Below are 15,530 nucleotides of genomic sequence, written 5' to 3'. Positions count from 1 at the left end.
CCGTCATGCGCAAGCCGATCAATAAACACGCGCCCAAGGCCGAGATGAACGTGGTGCCTTACATCGACGTGATGCTGGTGCTGCTGGTGATCTTTATGGTCACCGCGCCGATGCTTACCCAGGGTGTCAAGGTCGAGTTGCCAAAGGTCGCCAGTGAAGCGTTGCCCACCGATACCCAACAGCAGATCCTTACGCTCTCGGTGCAGGCGGACGGTGGCTATTACTGGAACCTGGGCAGCGAGCTGAACACCGAACAGCAGACCGACCGCACCGTGGGCCTGGAGGAAATGACCGCTCAGGTCACGCAGATCATCGCCGAGCGCGGCGACACCCAGGTGTATATCCGCGCCGACCAGGCTGTCGACTACGCCACCGTGGTCGCCGGTATCGCCGCCTTGCAGAAGGGCGGGGTGAGTAACCTCGGCCTGATCACTGAGACCCCGCAGTGAGCAGCGCGCTGATGGACAATCCCGCTTCTGTTGCCTGGCCCAGATTGCCAATCTCGCGCCTGCGTAATGCCCAGGCTGCGCTACTGACCCTGGCCCTGCATGGTTTGGTGCTGGCGTTGTTGCTGGCCAACTGGCCGGTGGAAAAACCGCCTGCGCCAAGCATCAACACTATCAGTATGCAGTTGCTCAGCTTGCCGCCCCCTGTGCCGGTGGTGGAAGTCCCGCCGACCGTGCCTGTCGTAGCCCCGACGCCGGAAGTGCGCGTGCCGGTGGAGCCGCAGGTCGAGCCACGGCTCGCCCAGCAGAATCTGGAGCAAGCAGCCTTGGCGCGCAAGCGCGTGGAGCAGAAGAGGCTTGAGCAGGAACGCCAGCGGTTAGCGCACCAGCGTCAGGAGCAGGCTCGGCAAGAACAGCAAGAGCGCGAGCAGGCACAACAACGCCAAGACGCCGAACAGCTTGCCGCGCAGCAACGTCAACAGGCCGCCGATGCGGCTGCCGAACAGGCGCGGCAGGCACAAGCTGCTGCTGCCAGTCGTCAGTATCTGCCGATTGCCAAGCAGGCACCGACTTATCCGCAGCGCGCGCTGGACAAGGGCATCGAGGGCGAATGCACGGTCAGCTACACGGTTAATGCCCAGGGTCGGGTAGAGCAGCCTGAGGTGGTGGGTGCTTGCCATCCCTTGTTCATCCGCCCCTCATTGGCCGCTGCACAGAGCTTTCGTTACCAACCGCGGGTGATCGATGGCCGCGCCGTTGCCGTACCCAATGTGAAAAACACCTTTAACTACCGCATCGAATAAACCCAGGCCCGCTGTCCAGGCTGCTCTGTGTTGAGCAGCGCGGGCCGATGCGCGCCAGCTTTTTGCGAGAGCCGTGATGAACCAGAATCACCAGCAGTTTCACGCCAGCCTTGAAGCCCACGACGATGTAGCGATCAACCCCAGTGCCAACTCGGCGCTGAGCGATTTGCTAAACCCTGCGCGGCGCAATGTGCTCAAGGGCGGGCTCACCCTTGCCGCGCTCGGTTTCTTCGCCGGCGGCATCAGTGCCTGCCGCAGTGTCGGGGGCAGCCCGCTGCTGGGCTTCAAGGGCGTGCCAGTGCAGATCGACCCGCAATTCGACCGCGTGCTGGTCGCCGAAGGCTATAGCGCCATGCCGTTCTTCTCCTGGGGTGACCCGGTCGAGGCCGGCGCGCCGCACTGGAACCCGGATGCCAGCGACGATTGGCAGGCGCAGCTCAAGCAAGCCGGCGACAACCACGATGGCATGGATTTTTTCGCCTTTGACGGCGAAACAGACCGTGGTCTGCTGGTCATGAACCACGAATATGTCAACCCGCCGCTGCATCCCGGCAACCTGATCGACCAGAGCAAGCCTCGGCCGCTAAGCGAAGTGCGCAAGGAACAAGCCGCCCATGGCGTGTCGGTTATCGAAGTGAAAAAGGCCGCCAACGGGCAGTGGCAGCGGGTTATGGATTCGCCCTATAACCGCCGCATTAGCGCCCTGACCAGCATGCGCATTGCCGGTCCGCTGGCCGGGCATGAACTGATGCAAACCGTCGCCGACCCAACAGGCCTTGAAGTGCTCGGCACGATCAACAACTGCGCCACGGGCATCACGCCCTGGGGCACCTTCCTCACCTGCGAGGAAAACTGGCACAACTACTTCATCAACCGTGATCAGGCCGACTACGCCAGCCGCGTGTCGCACAAACGCTATGGTCTGTCCAAAGAAGGCACCAGTAAGAACTACGCCTGGGAGACCGCCGATCCGCGCTTCAATGCCAGCCCGGATCCAACGCAAGCCCACGGCGGTTACGTCAACGAGCCGCATCGCTTTGGCTGGGTGGTGGAAATTGACCCTTTCGACCCACAGGCGCAGCCGGTCAAACGCACCGCTTTCGGTCGTTTTAGCCGCGAATGTGCGGCCCTGAGCCTGGGCGATGACGGCCGTATGGCGTTCTACTCTGGCGACGATGCCAAGGGCGAGTACGTCTACAAATTCGTCCCTAGCGGGCGTTTTGATGCAGCCAACCCCAAGACCAGCCGCACCCTGCTGGATGAAGGCACTCTTTATGTCGCGCGTTTCGATGTTGATGGCTCCGGTCAGTGGCTGGCGCTGGTGCATGGGCAAAACGGCCTGACCAGCGCCAGCGGGTTTGCCAGCCAGGCCGAAGTGCTGCTTAACGCTCGCGCTGCGGCGGACCTGGTCGGCGCAACGCCGATGGATCGCCCCGAGTGGGCGGCCGTGCATCCTGCCAGCCGTGAGGTGTATGTGGCCCTGACCAATAACGATGGTCGCGGCGACAAACAAGCCACCGACAAAGCCAACCCGCGTCCGCAGAACCTGCATGGGCAAATTCTGCGTTTCAAGGAGCAGGACGCCGACCCCAGCGCTGAAACCTTCACCTGGGAGCTGTTCCTGCTGGCGGGCGAGCAGAAAGGCACCAAGGATGCCAACGGCAACGTGGTGCCCGCCAACCTTACTGGCACCATCAATGGCGACATCTTTTCCTCACCCGATGGGCTGGCCTTCGACAGCCACGGCCGCCTCTGGATTCAGACCGACTACGGCGACGATGAAGCGGCGATGCAGAGCATGGGCTGCAACCAGCTTCTGTGTGCTGATCCGAGCACCCGTGAGGTCAGACGTTTTCTGGTCGGCCCGCGCGGCTGCGAAATCACCGGCTTGGCCTGGAGTCCGGATGGCAAGGCGATGTGGGCGAATGTGCAGCACCCTGGTATCAGCTACCCGGCCAGCGACGGCCAAACCCGGCCGCGCTCTACTACGGTGCTGATCACCAAAAATGACGGCGGGGTGATTGGCAGCTAAGCGGGGACGATAAACCGGTCGAACCGGCGCTGGAAACCACTCAGATGTCCATCCGCGAGAAGCTCTTGGACGCGATTGGGCGCCAGCGCCCGAATAGCCCATCGATGGTTCCCATCGAAACGATGCAGATATATAAGGCCGACTATACCTACGCAGTCGGTACGGGCACCAAAGTGAGGAAGCTTGCAATAAGGTGGCGTCCATATACGGACAGTCACTTGCCTACAAAATTTGGACGATTCACTCCTTTGGTCAGGTGGTAGGCAGGTAGCCTCACTATCACCTAGTATCAAAACACTTCCTGCATTTTAGGATCGTCCATGCTCAAGCTGATGGCTGCTCTGTGGCTAACTCTAGGTATGGTGCAGTGCGCCGTGGCTGAACAGACCCTGCGTATCCTCGCCTGGGAGGGTTATGTCAGCGCCGAGGACCTGGTGGCTATTAACCGCAGCCTGGCCGAGCATGGGCTCGCAGTGAAAGCTGAAGTCATCGCCCCCTACGCCGAAGGCCCTGAACAGATGTTCATGCTGCTGCGCGCCGGCAGAGCCGACCTGAGTTTCCTTACCCTCAACTACCTGAAAATGCAGCAAGGCCGAATGACTGGCTTGTTGCAGGCAATCGACTCCACGCGCTTGAGCCGTTTCAAACAGCTATTGCCGCAACTGGCTCATCTGGACATGGGGATGGATGGCGAGCGCCTACTTTACGTGCCCTTCGGCGGGGGTACTTACGGCATCTGGGCAAATATGCAAAAACTCAGCAAGGACGAATTGCCAAGGCACCTGAGCGATCTGTTGCAGCCACGCTGGAAGGGTAAGCTGGCGCTCACCAGCGGCCAGGTGCAGCCCAACATCGCCATGGCCTTTCTCGCTCTGGGTGAGTCGCCCTTTCTGCTGCACGACCTGATGCGCAGCGGTAAACGCAAAGACGCCAAGCTGTTTGCTGCAGCGGACAGCCCAGCGCAAGATTTCCTTGATCGCCTGTATGCACAGGTCGACGAATTTTGGGTAAGCGCTCCGCAGTTTCGCGACGAGCAATTGTTAGTCGCCAGCTACGGCCCAGAAATAGCAGCCCAGCGCGCACGTGGTGAGGACTGGCAGCGGGTAGAGTTTGCCGAAGGCGATACTGCCTGGTTGGACACCATGAACATTGCCAAAGGCGTCAGTGGTGAAAAGCTGCGGGCCGCCTATCTGGTGATAGACCACTTTCTCTCCGAGGAGGTGCAGCACCGAGTGGTAACGGAGCTGAACATGGTGGCGGTGGTCTCCAGTGTGGATAACCCGATGCTTACCGCCAATCCCGAGCTTTTTAGCGCAGAACGCTTATGGCCTGCCTATGACCGAACCGCAAATAACCTGATGCTAAAGATGTCCATGCAGGCCATGCAGGCGCGTTCGCCAGCCCAATGAACGATATGGCCTTACGTTTATTCAGTTCGCGAGCAGGGGGGCTTACGCCAATCTGCTACATCATGACGTTGAGGAAAAACCAAAAAACCGCCTAAGCGGTTTTTCAAGACCATTCCAGCATCCTGTCGATAGCCATCCTGGCTATGGTCGATCATCCGTGATCCTGAGCGCGTCCTGCGCTTCAGTTGATGTGATTAGATGAGGTTCTACGGCTATGGTCACAGAGAGGGGATCGCTGCCAGCGTGTGTAAGCCTGTGCCTGAAAGTAGGCTTTTTGATTATGTAAATTGGGTGTTGACCCACGTTGGCCATTTGACTAAATCTGCAGTTCATCTTCTTAGCTAGTTGCCTTAATCGGGGGTGCAGATGGGCTGCCCGCAGGTATGCAGTGGTGCGACATTGCAGTGCAGTTTTGGCGTTGCCCCGAGTGTGTTGAACGTGTTGCCGATGAACCGCACACTGACGACAGGCATGCCGGCGGCGAATATCATGGATCACATCCCTCTGGTGAACATCATGCCCTTTGGCATGTGCCAGAGTTTGGCCAATCCGATGGTGGCGGCTGCCACTGCAGCGGCACTTGGGGTGCTGACTCCCATGCCTTGTATACCGGCTACGGCAACGCCCTGGATACCTGGTGCGCCGACCATGTTGCTGGGCAATATGCCTTCGTTGGATGCCAACTGCTCGCTGATGTGCAACTGGGCCGGGGTGATCAAGATAGTCATGCCCGGTCAGATGCAGATGCTGATTCCCTAGTAAACCGTTGGAAAACGTTAGCGAGGCAGCGACGCCAACGCAGATGGCCTTTCGCCTATTAGGTCTCGGCCGATTCGTTCCATCGCCTCCACCACCAGCGTAGTCGCGAGATGGGCTTACCTTCTGCGTCCAGTGGGCGGCCGTCTTCGGCGAAGCCCTGGCCTTCGTCCATTGGTTTGCCGTTGAGGTAGCGACTGCGATGCGATAACTGGCCGTTGCCATGGAAGCGCTGATAAAGACCGTCACGCACGCCGTCACGGTAGTGTTCAAGTTCGGCCAGGCGGCCATCCGGGTAATAGCTACTGGCCTCTCCATGGATCAATCCCTGGCGGTAGGCGACCTTGCGCTGTAGCCAGCCTTCGGCGGCAAAGTATTGAGCCACGCCATGCAAGCGCCCGTCGGCGTAGGGCAGGTGTGCCGATACCTGGCCGTTGGGGTGGTAGAGGATGCTGGGGCCGTGTAGCACACCATTGGCGTAGCCAAGCTGGGCCTGCGGGCGGCCAGCTTCCTGGATGCGCACCGGGCCATCGAGGGCACCGTCCTGCAATTTACCCTGGAGGCGGCTGTCACCCCGGGTGAGGTCGAGATTACCGTTGGCCATGGGCGCCTCAGTTGACCTTCACCAGGCCGCCCTTGATGGTCAGCATGCCGCCGCCATCCACGGTCTGTTCGGCGGCGGCCTTGTTGGTGAGGCTGACGCCGGCGTCGTTGGTCAGGGTGGTGCCGGCCTTGTTGTCCAGGGAGGTGCCGGCCTGGTTGGTGAGCGAGGTGCCGGCCTTGTCGGTAAGGGCCATGCCGGCCTGGGTGGTGAGGTTCTTGTCGCTCTTGGCGGTGAGGTCGCCGCTGCTCTGCAAGGTGAGGGTGCCAGTTACCTTGATGGTGAGGTTGCCGTCCACGGTCAGCTCGTAGTTGCCGCTGACGGTGTGGCTGTAGTTGCCGCCGGTGCTGTGGGTCTGGTCGGCACCGACGCTGACGGTGCGGCTGTCCTTCACGTCGAGGGTGTCGCTGCCGGTCTGGATGGTCACCGTGCGCTTGCCCTTTTCCAGGGTGATGGTTTCGTCGCCTTCCTTTACCGTACGGGTGCGGGCGTTCTGCACCGTGAGGGTTTCGTCGTGGCCGATGGTCGCGGTGCTGTCGTTGAGCACGTTGATCTTCATGTCCTTCTGCGCCTGGAGGAAGACTTCCTCGGCGTCCTTCTTGTCTTCGAAGCGCAGCTCGTTGAAGCCGCCACCGCCCTTGGAGGAATTGGTCTTGATGCCGGATTGGGTCTGGTTGTCCGGCAGGGCGAAGGGCAGGGTGTTGTCGCCGTTGTAGACGCAGCCGGTGACCAGCGGGCGATCCGGGTCGCCGTCGATGAAGGTGACGATCACCTCCTGGCCAATGCGCGGGATGAACTGAATGCCGAAGCCCTTGCCGCTCCAGGGCAGTACCACGCGCACCCAGCAGGACGAGGTTTCGTCGTTCTTGCCGTCGCGGTCCCAGGGGAACTGGATCTTGATGCGGCCGTACTGGTCGGTCCAGATTTCCTCGCCGGACTTGCCCACCACCTGCGCGGTCTGGGTGTGCATGCGCGGCTTGGGCGTGAGCCGGGGCGGGCGGTAGGCGGTGGCCTTGGGGATGGCCTCGAAGCGGTTGCGGTAGTGCTCGTGGCTGGCGTCATGGGTGACTGCGGTCACCACCCAGTCGATGTTGAGGCTGGCGTCGTCATGCCCGGTGAGGGTGAACCAGTGACCGGGCACCAGCCAGCGGCAGTCGCTCTCGCCGATCAGGCGCTTCTCCTGGCTGCGCAGCCCGTCCACGCGCTGCTTGGTCAACGCATCGCCGCGCGCCTTGGCGATGTAGCCGCCCGGGTGCTCGTACATCGACAGCGGCCCGGCCACCGCCTCGGCCTTGCTGTAGAGCGAGGTGGTGGGGGTGGTGAAGGCATAGTCCGTGGCGCTGTACACCCCGCTCACCGCCTGCACGCTGTACTGCGCCGAGCGAATGCCGTGCAGCTCACGCACGCCGATGCCCTGGCCCAGGTAGGGCACCTTCGGCCCATTGGGAATCTGCACAAAGGCATCACTGCTGTCGCCTAGCACCAGCGTGTGTTTGCCGGCCTCGTGGGTGAAGAACCAGAAGATGCCTTCCTCCTCCAGCAGTCGCGAAACGAAGGCGAAGTCGGTTTCGCCGTACTGCACGCAATACTCGCGCGGCTCGTAGCTGCCGGAGAGCGACAGCTTGAAGTCGGTGAAGCCATGGGCCTTGAAGATCGTGGTGACGATGTCGCTGGTGGACAGGTTCTGGAACACCCGGTTGTTGCTGGCCAGGGTCAGCCACCAGAGCCAGGGGCGTAGCACCACCTGATAGCGGTCGGCGGTGGCATCGGCGGGGAGCTGGCGGATCTCCGCGACCAGGGCGTCGAGCGGGCGCTGGTTGGCGTCGTTGTGGAGGGTGGCAGTGATATGCGTTGCCACGACATTGCTCAACGTCAGCGCGGTGGCGCTATCGCCATTGAGGGTCAGGCTGCCCAGCTCGTTCAACGCCTCGTCCCCGGAAAGCGTCTGGGGATAAAGATTCGTCAGTGCCGAGGCGCTGATGGAGAGGCTGGTATTGGTGTCGGTGGGGCGGGGCATTAGAACCTCATGGGCCAATCGTTAAGCGTGGAGCGTCATTAGTAAGCCTTCCCTACAGTTTCTATTCTCAATATATTCAAAGATTAATTTGCATCCAGACGGGAAAGTGGTCACCTTTTTTTGAGTTATAAACGCCGACAGAATTCACGTCCCCGTAACCATTCTGAGGGAGATTGTATAGCCAGAAGCCGTCAAGAGTTCCTCCAGACATTTGCGAGCCACCAGCCAACTCCCACGAACCTATATTCTTCTCTCGTCCAGCTGCCTTATTGAAGTCACCACCAGCTATCACCGGATTGTTACCAGCGAGATTGACTATCTCATCAAGTAAACATCCAGCGACTTTGTCCCAGTCATTTCCTGATGGCGACCAAGCATGTATAGAACAAAGGTATATCGCCATTCCGGCTCGTGGAATTGTCGTATAAAGAACTCCGCGGCCATCTCCTGTCGGATGGGGTATGGTGCCAGAAATAGTTGCGCCTAGACCCTGCTTCAATACTATTGATGTTGCGCCCTGGTACCCGCCATGCCAGCGCATCCTGGATCCTTCATAGTGAACCTTGTTTTCACCGCGCCCAGAGTTACCCACGTAGTCGTAAATATTACCAATGGCATCTCCTCTTTCTGCAGACTCTTGAAGAAAAACAACATCAGCCCCGTCGCGCTGGATTAGTTGCTCCACTATTGAGTTTGCCCCAGTGCCGCCCTGCATATTCCATGTTACGCACTTTAGCAATTATTCCCTCCTCTGCCCGCAGCGCTTTAGCGCTTGAGGCTATAGCTTTTTATTGGGTAAATCGATTAACCCTTTCATTTGGCAGGCGTTTTATTTGATGTTGGTTTTAGGGTGCCTGGTTTTATTTTTTATATTTCAATAGGTGCATTTACATAAAGTCATCCTCATCTGATTTTGGATTCAATGACTCCCCAGTTATTCTTTTGTAAACCTCACTGGCAAAGCTTTGGCAGTCTGCCTGATCGTAGTAGGGCCTGGCTTTCTTTGCATCTGAAAATGCAGTGAAAACGGTTTGTGTGTTTATTTTTTTGTCGGAGATCATTTTTTCGAATAATACGGTTTTGTCATGCTTTCCTGTGATTGCTGCATCTAGCTGAAGTGTGTCTGAGCCGTTTGTTCGTGATATTCTTATATTTGTTGAGTTCTCTAGGAGGATCATTAGCTCATGATGAACTCCCGTTGTGTAGGAGTCGCCCCTTAGTTGAATTTTTTTTACTGGCACATGCTTTATTGCGTAATAGCGCGATTGCTTAGCCTTAAAAAGCGTTGAGTTCTTTTCGCGCCTGCTACCTATATCTGAGAAATCGAAGGCATCGTCCATTTTCTCTCCTGCTATAAGAGTTGCTTATAAATTTGCACTCTTAGCTTCTTGTAGTTGGGGAGATTTCTTGAGTTTTAAGTTTACGGATTTTAATTTGCGTAAAAATGTATTTTTGCTCCGTTGTCTGAGTTTGCATAATATCCGCAATAAGTGACTGTTGTACCTCTTGTTACACATTGCCCTGTTTGTGGGTCTATAAAAATCCTGCTCTCGAAGCCTGTGTGCCATCCATTGCTTATGTATACGGTGTGCACGCTGCTTGGCCAATCGAGCATTGAAAAATACTGACTTATGGCGAGATAATCTTGCTGTGATCCAATATAGGTAGAGCTTCTTAATATGGTGGGCATTTTTATTCCTTATATTCCTGTACGGGCTCATTAAAGAATAGAACTCACTCCAACACCCACTCCGCCAACTTCCCCGTCACCTGCGCCATCAACACGTTCTCGATATCCCGCGCGCCTGCCGCGCTGCACTTGGCGAGCACGGCCTTGACGATGGCGGGGTCGAAGTCGAATTGTTTGCCGGTGGCGGCCTTGTAGCGTTCCCGCAGTTTTTCCAGCTTGGCCAGGACGATGCCTTCCAGCGTCGCTTCGTCTAGCGGGCGGTAGGGCACGACGGTCATGCGGGCGAGGAAGGCGGGGCGGAAGGCTTGGAGCAGCACCTTGCGCAGGCGTTCGTTGAAGGCATCGCTGCCGAGCTGGTCGGTGGGGGTGTCCAGCACCAGTTCGGCGCCGACGTTGCTGGTGGCGAGCATCACGGTGTTCTTGAAGTCCACCACCAGGCCGGTGCCGTCTTCCATCACGCCCTTGTCGAAGACGTTGTAGAAGGCTTCCAGCACATCGGGGTGGGCTTTTTCGATCTCGTCCAGCAGCACCACGGAGTAGGGGCGGCGGCGCACGGCTTCGGTGAGCACGCCGCCGGTGCCGTAGCCGACGTAGCCGGGCGGGGCGCCCTTGAGCTGGCTGACGGTGTGGGCCTCCTGGTACTCGGAGAGGTTGATGCTGATCAGGTTGCGTTCACCGCCGTAGAGGGCGTCGGCCAGGGCATAGGCGGTCTCGGTCTTGCCGACGCCAGTGGGGCCAACCAGCAGGAACACGCCCACCGGCTTGGCCGGGTCGGTGAGGCCGGCGCGGTAGGCCTGGATGCGCTGGGCGATGGTGCCCAAGGCGGTGTTTTGGCCCATGACCCGCTGGCCCAAGCGCTGGCCGAGGGTACGCACGGCGTAGGCTTCGTCAGCGAGCATCTTGCCGATGGGGATGCCGGTCCAGCCGGCGATCACGGCGGCTACGGTGCGTGAGTCCACCTGTTCGGGCACCAGCGGGTCGTCCTGGCGGATGGCGTCGAGGCCGGCTTCCAGGCGTGCCAGTTCGGCGGCCAGGTAGTCGCTACGCTCATCGAGGGCTTCGTCGGGCTGGCGGGTGTCGGCGTTTTCGCTCAGGGCGAGCAGTTCGCGGCGGGCTTCCAGGAGTTCGCGCACGGCTTCGCGTTCTTCACCCCAGCGGGTTTCCAGTTCGCGAATGGCGCTGCGGTTGCTGACGGATTCCAGCTCCAGGGCGGTGATGCGCTCGCGGTGGTCGAGGCCGGTGGTCTGTTCGCGGCGCAGGCGTTGCAGTTCTTCGGCCACTGCCACTTCGCGGTGGCGCAGGCTTTCCAGCGGTGGCGGTACGTCATGCTGGCCGAGGGATACGCGGGCGCAGGCGGTGTCGAGCACGCTGATGGCCTTGTCCGGCAACTGGCGGCCGGAGATGTAGCGGTGGGAGAGTTTGACCGCGTCCTGAATAGCGCTGTCGAGCACCTGCACGCCATGATGCTGTTCCAGCTTGGCGGCGACGCCGCGTAGCATCTCCACGGCGGTGGCCTCGTCGGGTTCTTCCACTTGCACCAGTTGGAAGCGGCGAGCAAGAGCCGGATCTTTCTCGAAGTACTTCTTGTATTCCAGCCAGGTGGTGGCGGCGAGGGTGCGCAGTTCACCACGGGCTAGAGCCGGCTTGAGCAAATTGGCGGCGTCGCTGCCACCTTCGCTGCCCCCCGCTCCTATAAGGGTATGGGCCTCGTCGATGAACAGGATGATTGGCTGCTCGCTATTGCGTACGGCGTCGATCACGCCCTTGAGGCGCTGCTCGAACTCACCCTTGACCCCGGCACCGGCTTGCAATAAACCCAGGTCGAGCACCCGCAGGATCACATTCTGCAAGGGCGGTGGCACGTCGCCGGCGGCGATGCGCAGGGCCAGGCCTTCGACCACAGCTGTTTTGCCGACACCGGGTGCGCCCACCAGAATTGGGTTGTTCTGCCGACGGCGCAGGAGAATGTCGATGCTCTGGCGGATCTCACCATCGCGCCCGACGATGGGATCGATGCGCCCGGCGCGGGCGTCAGCGGTTAGATCCTGGGTGTACTGGTCGAGCACGCTGTCCTGCGCGGCTTCCTGTACGGGGCGGACCTTGCTTGCTGGGCCGGGGCCACCGCTGTATTCGCGTGAGGCTTGCGTCCATTCCAGCAGATTGGCGCGCAGGGCTTCGCGGGGGATGCGCAGCAGCGAAGAGGCGCTGTTGAGCAGCAGGCTACGGCGTTCGTCGCGATCGAGCAGGGCGAGCAGCAACAGGCCGGAGCGGATGCTCGTCTGGCCCTGCACACTGGCCTGCACCACGGCGTCTTCGAGCAGGCCGATGGTCTGTGCAGAGAGGGCAGGGGTCCGGGTGCTGCCGGCCTTGAACAGTTCCAGGGCGCGGTTGATTTCGGTGGCCAGGCTGTCGCGTTCCAGGCCGAAGCGCGGCAGCAGCCAGGCGAAGTCACCGCCTTCTATGTCGAGTAGTTCAAGCAGCAGGTGCTCGATTTCCACGTAATGGTGACTGCGTTGCAGGCAACGCTGGGCGGCGCGTTCAAGCGCGCGGCGGCTGTCTGCATTGAGGCGACCGATCAGCCCGGCGAGTTCCATCAGACCGTCTCCTTATGCCGCAGGCGGGTGTCGATACGTTGTAGGGTGGTCGCTCCCGCGTACTGCAGGTTGCTACTCCAGCGCAGGCGCGGCGGTTGTTGCCGATCCAGGCGTAAGGGCTTGCCGGGGCGTACCAGCAGGCGCAGGTGGCAGTCGGTATCCGGGCCGAGATAGAAACTGGCCAGATCAGCCAGGCGTTCATGCTGTTCGCCACCAGGCAGATAGGCCTGGGCTTGTTCGGCTGTCAGTGGGCCAAGCGTGAGGCGAATACCGGCATGTTCATCCCAGACTCGGGTGCCGGCGACGGCGTTGCGGCCCAGGCCAAGGTTGCGCCCACCGCGTTGCAGGCGGCTGCGGCTGGCCGGTGGAATCTCGCGCCAGGCGCCTTGGTAGGCGTCGTAGTTCACCGTGACGCCGAACTGATGACGGACCAGCACGGCGAAGCCGGCCAGGGAACGACGTGGGCCATTAAACAGGCCGGAGTGGGTGGTGATGGCAGCGTCGGGTAATGCCATGCGCCCTTGCAAGCTGCGTGGAAGCAGGCCGCTGAGTGCCAACAGCAGTTGTTGTACCGGGGCCTCTTGCGGACGCTGAAAACCCAGCGCTAGACGGTGGCGACCGAGCACCCGATAGAGCTGGGCGAGCAGGCGATTGTGGAACAGGTCAAGGAAGTCTGCCGGGGCGTGATCTTTGAGGCGTGCACGCTGTTGCAGCCACTCTTGATAGGCATAGGGCAGCGGGCCATCGGGGCCGCCCAGGCCAAAGACGGCGGTGCTCAATGTGGGTGGCTGGCCGGGAACGTCCTCCAGGCGCACGACCTGACTGGGTGCGAACGTGGGGGTCAATGGTCCACGCAAGCGTACGGCTTCCTGCTCGGGGCTGCTGCCTTGGCCCAGAGGCGTGGCATTGGGTTTCTCGCGCTCCAGCAGCAGCAGGGCCTGGAGAAATTCGAAGGCCTGAGGTGCCTCGCGTAGGCGCTTGCTCAGAGGTGCAGGGGCTTGCCGGCCTGGGGCTGCCATGTCCGCACCTCCTTGTCGTGATCCACCAGCACCGTACGTACGAAACGGTTGGGCGTGGCGTAAAGGGAGAAGAATTGCGCCAGAACGGCGGAGAACAGCACGGCGCTGCTGCCGGCAAAATGCTCTGCATCCAGGCGGATGCGTACTTCCAGGCCATTGCGCCAGCCGCGCCAGGCGTCATCACCAACGCGCGCTACCACGCGCTCACAGGTCAACTCCACCAGGCCTTCCACTTGGCGCCGAGGCCCGGCTTCGTCGCGCAGGTTGTGCAGGTGCAACAGTTCGCGCAGGGCATCGAGGGCATCGGGACCTTCGACCAACGAGAGGTGGTTGAGGCTCAGTTGCGAAACCAGGCGCCAGCGCGAAGGGCCGGACAGCCATGGCAGGCTTTGCGCGGTGGGCGTGTTCAGCAGGCTGGCCTGCGCGACCGGGCCAGGACGCTCGAAACCCAGGCGGGTGCCGGCTGGCAGGTTTTCGGCCAGATGCCGACTGGTGCATAGCAACTCGGCGGTGAGGCTGTATTCGGGGGCGTCCTGCCGTGGGTCGAAGGCTGTGTCCACCAAACTCAGCAACAGATCGCTGCCAGGCTGCGTGGGGTTGAGTCCCTGTACCCGGCGAGCGTGCCAGTAGAAGCCTTCAGCGCCATGGTTATGCCCGTAATAGGCTGGGACATGGCGCACGCCCTGAGGTGTAGCCGCACGCATGCTGCGAATGCTGTAGATCTCCACGCTTCTTTCGCGGTGGGCGTCGGCCACCAGGCGGTATTCGCTACGTGTTCCATCCGGGCGCAAGGGCTCTGAGGTACGTGGGAACAAGTTGATGGCCGGGGTGCAGCCCAGGCGCAGTTCACTGGCTTGCAGGTGAGGTCGGCCAGTGGGGGCGCGGTCGAAGGCAATCACCAGTTGGCAAGTATGGCCGCCGTCTGTCGGTGGCAGCAGTGGCAGGTCGAAGAAGGCGAATTTGTCGGGGAAAGCGAAATACTCTGCCAGCAAACGCAAGCCGGGGTGTTGGCCATCCTCATCAGGCAGCAAGGCCTGGTCGTCGGCGAAGCCCACTGGCGCGGCGGTGCCGGATACGCGGCACAGTGGTTTACCGGCTACACCACTCCATAGCCCGAGGCAGTGGGCCGCGAGCAGGTCGTAGAGGATGGCGTTGGTCATGGGGGACGCCGCCAGGTGCACGCGCAGGCTGCGTACCGGCAATTGTGCCCAGTCGAACTCGCCCAGGCATTCCAGGGTCAGGCGCAGGGCCGAGCGGGCCAGCGGGTGGCCACTGAAAGCCACCGCCGCATCGCCATCGAGCAAGGTGGCTTCACTGATGCGCAGCGGCCAGAGGTCGACCTGTGCACTGGTGCGCCAGTGCACGCTGGCCTGATCGGGCGTGGTGACGAACAGCGGGGTATCGCGTGGCAGGCTGTAGCCCTCGGCAAGATTGCCTTGGGTCGGATCGGGCTCAAACTGCACGATGGCGCAGGAGGGAAGGGGACGCAGAACCAGAGGGTAGAGCTGTTCCAGCAGCGCGTCGCTGAATTCGGCGTAGTCATCATCGAGTCGGCGGTGCAGTCGCGCGGTCAACAGGGCGAAGCCCTCCAGCAAACGCTCGACGTGTGGATCGGGGCATTCTCCGGGTGACAGTTCCAGGCGCCGGGCCACTTTGGGGTGGCGCTGAGCGAAGCCTGCGCCGGCATGGCGCAGCCAAGTCAGTTCGCGTTGGTAATAGTCGAGCAGTTCGGCATCGATCGAGTCACTCATGGCGGACTTCCATGCCGTCCTCGCCCGGGCTGAGGAGAAACAAGGCCGGCCAGGTGCGTTGTCCGCTGCGCAGTTTTCCAGTCAGGCGAATGGTCAAGCGCTGAGGTTGGCCAGGCAGGGGCTCGACGTCGATGTTGCTGAGTTGCAAGCGCGGCTCGAAGTGTTGCACGGCGGCACGTACCTCGCGCAACAGAAGACGCCGATCATCGGCGCGCAAGGCTTGCAGGGCGGCCCAGTCGGCAATGCCATAATCGAGCAGCGTCAGTGGTTGACCCGCAACACGCTGCGGGCGACGGGTATTGAGCAAGCGCATCAACTCCTGGCAAACGGATTCGGCCAAGACCTTGTGGTCAAAGATCGGCGCCTCATCCGCCTGGGCGGAGAGACGCTCGAGAAGGGGCGCACGCACAGC

The 15,530-nt window shown here is 60.9% G+C and carries 13 protein-coding genes; 5 read left to right on the top strand and 8 right to left on the bottom strand.

The window, feature by feature from the left end; genetic code table 11:
* Positions 1 to 5: 5 nt before the first annotated feature.
* The 5 genes from tolR to DBR00_RS10745 all read left to right on the top strand — a co-directional run bounded on the left by tolR (position 6) and on the right by DBR00_RS10745 (position 5,449).
* Positions 6 to 449, top strand: a complete 444-nt coding sequence (tolR, locus tag DBR00_RS10770) for a protein TolR (RefSeq protein ID WP_108486354.1) — start codon at positions 6 to 8, stop codon at positions 447 to 449.
* A gap of 11 nt (positions 450 to 460) precedes the next feature.
* On the top strand, positions 461 to 1,249 hold the full coding sequence (locus DBR00_RS10765; RefSeq protein ID WP_256582985.1) for an energy transducer TonB: 789 nt from the start codon (positions 461 to 463) through the stop codon (positions 1,247 to 1,249).
* Positions 1,250 to 1,325: 76 nt separating this feature from the next.
* The gene (locus tag DBR00_RS10760) at positions 1,326 to 3,281 is read left to right on the top strand and encodes a PhoX family phosphatase (RefSeq protein WP_108486356.1); all 1,956 of its coding nucleotides are present in this window, start codon (positions 1,326 to 1,328) and stop codon (positions 3,279 to 3,281) included.
* Positions 3,282 to 3,601: 320 nt separating this feature from the next.
* Complete coding sequence (locus tag DBR00_RS10750; RefSeq protein WP_108486358.1) at positions 3,602 to 4,690, top strand: PotD/PotF family extracellular solute-binding protein; 1,089 nt, start codon at positions 3,602 to 3,604, stop codon at positions 4,688 to 4,690.
* A 366-nt stretch (positions 4,691 to 5,056) separates the two neighbouring features.
* Positions 5,057 to 5,449: a DUF4280 domain-containing protein gene (locus tag DBR00_RS10745; RefSeq protein ID WP_108486361.1), complete on the top strand. Its 393-nt coding sequence runs from the start codon at positions 5,057 to 5,059 to the stop codon at positions 5,447 to 5,449.
* Positions 5,450 to 5,507: 58 nt separating this feature from the next.
* Here DBR00_RS10745 and DBR00_RS10740 read toward each other — a convergent pair whose 3' ends face one another.
* The 8 genes from DBR00_RS10740 to tssE form a co-directional block, all read right to left on the bottom strand.
* Complete coding sequence (locus tag DBR00_RS10740) at positions 5,508 to 6,050, bottom strand: toxin-antitoxin system YwqK family antitoxin (RefSeq protein WP_108486359.1); 543 nt, start codon at positions 6,048 to 6,050, stop codon at positions 5,508 to 5,510.
* Between the two features lie 7 nt (positions 6,051 to 6,057).
* A complete protein-coding gene (tssI, locus tag DBR00_RS10735) occupies positions 6,058 to 8,064 on the bottom strand; it encodes a type VI secretion system tip protein VgrG (RefSeq protein ID WP_108538057.1) in 2,007 nt (668 codons plus the stop codon).
* Positions 8,065 to 8,140: 76 nt separating this feature from the next.
* On the bottom strand, positions 8,141 to 8,803 hold the full coding sequence (locus tag DBR00_RS10730) for an endonuclease/exonuclease/phosphatase family protein (RefSeq protein ID WP_108489769.1): 663 nt from the start codon (positions 8,801 to 8,803) through the stop codon (positions 8,141 to 8,143).
* 148 nt (positions 8,804 to 8,951) lie between these two features.
* The gene (locus DBR00_RS10725; protein ID WP_108489770.1) at positions 8,952 to 9,404 is read right to left on the bottom strand and encodes a hypothetical protein; all 453 of its coding nucleotides are present in this window, start codon (positions 9,402 to 9,404) and stop codon (positions 8,952 to 8,954) included.
* 394 nt (positions 9,405 to 9,798) lie between these two features.
* Positions 9,799 to 12,348, bottom strand: a complete 2,550-nt coding sequence (gene tssH, locus DBR00_RS10715) for a type VI secretion system ATPase TssH (protein ID WP_108489772.1) — start codon at positions 12,346 to 12,348, stop codon at positions 9,799 to 9,801.
* Positions 12,348 to 13,367 carry a type VI secretion system baseplate subunit TssG gene (gene tssG, locus DBR00_RS10710; RefSeq protein WP_108487545.1) on the bottom strand — a complete coding sequence of 340 codons (1,020 nt, stop codon included), beginning with the start codon at positions 13,365 to 13,367 and terminating at the stop codon, positions 12,348 to 12,350. The genes tssH and tssG overlap by 1 nt, the downstream gene beginning before the upstream one ends.
* Entirely contained in the window at positions 13,331 to 15,118 is a 1,788-nt protein-coding gene (gene tssF / locus DBR00_RS10705; protein ID WP_108487543.1) for a type VI secretion system baseplate subunit TssF, read from the bottom strand. Before tssF ends, tssG begins: the two co-directional genes overlap by 37 nt.
* A complete protein-coding gene (gene tssE, locus DBR00_RS10700) occupies positions 15,111 to 15,527 on the bottom strand; it encodes a type VI secretion system baseplate subunit TssE (protein WP_108487542.1) in 417 nt (138 codons plus the stop codon). The genes tssF and tssE overlap by 8 nt, the downstream gene beginning before the upstream one ends.
* Positions 15,528 to 15,530: the final 3 nt, after the last annotated feature.

Origin of the sequence: Pseudomonas sp. HMWF032, assembly GCF_003060885.1 — a bacterium.
In the GTDB taxonomy this organism is placed as follows: Bacteria; Pseudomonadota; Gammaproteobacteria; order Pseudomonadales; family Pseudomonadaceae; genus Aquipseudomonas.
This window is presented reverse-complemented; position numbering and strand designations above follow the sequence as displayed.

Coding starts and splice junctions, on each gene's coding strand:
- tssF (WP_108487543.1), bottom strand. CDS start 15,118: ATGAGTGACTCGATCGATGCCGAACTGCTCGACTATTACCAACGCGAA.
- DBR00_RS10750 (WP_108486358.1), top strand. CDS start 3,602: ATGCTCAAGCTGATGGCTGCTCTGTGGCTAACTCTAGGTATGGTGCAG.
- tssH (WP_108489772.1), bottom strand. CDS start 12,348: ATGGAACTCGCCGGGCTGATCGGTCGCCTCAATGCAGACAGCCGCCGC.
- tssG (WP_108487545.1), bottom strand. CDS start 13,367: ATGGCAGCCCCAGGCCGGCAAGCCCCTGCACCTCTGAGCAAGCGCCTA.
- DBR00_RS10745 (WP_108486361.1), top strand. CDS start 5,057: ATGGGCTGCCCGCAGGTATGCAGTGGTGCGACATTGCAGTGCAGTTTT.
- DBR00_RS10765 (WP_256582985.1), top strand. CDS start 461: ATGGACAATCCCGCTTCTGTTGCCTGGCCCAGATTGCCAATCTCGCGC.
- DBR00_RS10760 (WP_108486356.1), top strand. CDS start 1,326: ATGAACCAGAATCACCAGCAGTTTCACGCCAGCCTTGAAGCCCACGAC.
- tssI (WP_108538057.1), bottom strand. CDS start 8,064: ATGCCCCGCCCCACCGACACCAATACCAGCCTCTCCATCAGCGCCTCG.
- tolR (WP_108486354.1), top strand. CDS start 6: ATGCGCAAGCCGATCAATAAACACGCGCCCAAGGCCGAGATGAACGTG.
- DBR00_RS10740 (WP_108486359.1), bottom strand. CDS start 6,050: ATGGCCAACGGTAATCTCGACCTCACCCGGGGTGACAGCCGCCTCCAG.
- DBR00_RS10725 (WP_108489770.1), bottom strand. CDS start 9,404: ATGGACGATGCCTTCGATTTCTCAGATATAGGTAGCAGGCGCGAAAAG.